Annotated in this window: 1 protein-coding gene; it reads right to left on the reverse strand. The window is 69.6% G+C overall.

What is annotated here, in order from left to right:
- Positions 1-1,595 (reverse strand): xanthine dehydrogenase family protein molybdopterin-binding subunit (locus JMF90_RS36410; protein ID WP_201326281.1); only part of this gene is annotated, 1,595 nt, incomplete at both ends.

The raw sequence follows: 1,595 nt of genomic DNA on the forward strand, positions 1-1,595 counted from the left end.
GGTTGCCGCATTCCATGATCGAGTGGTGCGTGAGCAGTTCGACCTTGCCGGTCGCTTCGTGCACGGCCAGCTCGACGAGCGTGCCGACCGCCGTGTAGTACGTGACGGCCGCGTTGTTGCGGCTCGTCGGCGGGATGAACACGCGCTTGCGGTCCAGCACGCGGTAGCCGTTCGCGGTCGGCGGCAGCGTCCCGCGCAGCGCGGTCGCGCCGGCCGGCGCGGCGGTGCCCGGCACCGGGCCGTCGTCGGCGCCCGCCTTCGGCGCGCCGACACGCAGCGACAGCCCGTCGATCGGCAGACGTTCGACCGCGCCGCCTACCTCGAATTCGGCGTCGGTCCATTGCCAGCGGTTGAACACGTGCACGACGGCGCCGGTCGGCAGGCCGAGCGCATGCGCCTGCTTCGCGAGCTGTTCGAACGTCAGCGGCTCGAGGCCGTCGGCGGTCAGCTTGCCGTCGACCCAGCGTGCATCCTCGATGCGGATCGTGTACGGCGCGGCCTGGCCGCCGCCCAAGCCCCGCGTCCAGATCGACATCGCGGCCGGCCACAGCCCGTAGCGGAACACGGCGCGCGCGGCTTCGCGCGTGCTGTGCGTGAAGTAGTACGCGGAGTTCGTCGCGCTCGACGGCGACGCATAGCCCGGCGACCAGCGCGGGTTCGCGCTCAGGCGATCCTGGTCGGCCTGCGACATCAGGTACGGGTCGCCGCTCGTCTCGACCGGCAGGTCCGGCCATTCGGTCACGGCCACGCGCACGTCGGTCGCCGGACGGCCGAGCCATTTCGCGACCGCGACAGCCTGCGACGTCGACATCCCGGTGCCGATCTCGGCCGCCGTGTGCTGCAGCGACACCTTGCCGTGCGCGTCGAACTCGACCTTCGCGAACGACGCTTCCGCGCCCGTGCCGAAATCCTTCTGCACGCACGCGAAGCCGACGCCGTAGCGCTTGCCCGGATGCGCGGCCTCGAACTCCGCCTTGCGCGCGGCACGACGCGTCCACAGCGGATGCTGCTTCGCGCGCTCCAGCACTTCGTCGACGCGCAGCGCGCCGGCGGGAATCGCCCCCTGCGTGTTCTTCATTCCCGAACGCAGCGCGTTGCGCAGACGGAACTCGATCGGGTCGATGTTCAGTTGCGCGGCGATCTCGTCGACCGCCATCTCGGTCGCGGCCATGCTCTGCAGCGTGCCGTAGCCGCGCGCGGAACCGGCGTCGATCACACGCGATGCGATCGCGACGGCCGCGAGGTCGCTCTTCGGGAAGTAGTAGATCGATTGCGCGGCGGTGGCGCCGACCATCGCGACCGACGGCGAGAAGTTCGAGCGGCCGCCGCCGTTCGCCTCGAACTCGCCCTTGAACGACTGCAGCAGGCCCGTATTGCGGTCGACCGCGATCCGGTAATGCATCTTGAACGCGTGACGCTTCAGCGACGTCTGGAACTGCTCGTAGCGGTCGTTCGCGAAACGCACCGGGCGGCCGTCCGCGTACAGTGCGCAGACGAGGCCGTAGAACGGCACGTTGAAGTGATCCTTCGAGCCGTAGCCGACCGTGTAGCACGTATGCACGAACAGCTTCTTCACCGGGAAGCGGCATTTCGCG

The organism is Burkholderia sp. E168m23 (genome assembly GCF_016586125.1).
In the GTDB taxonomy this organism is placed as follows: domain Bacteria; phylum Pseudomonadota; class Gammaproteobacteria; order Burkholderiales; family Burkholderiaceae; genus Burkholderia; species Burkholderia orbicola.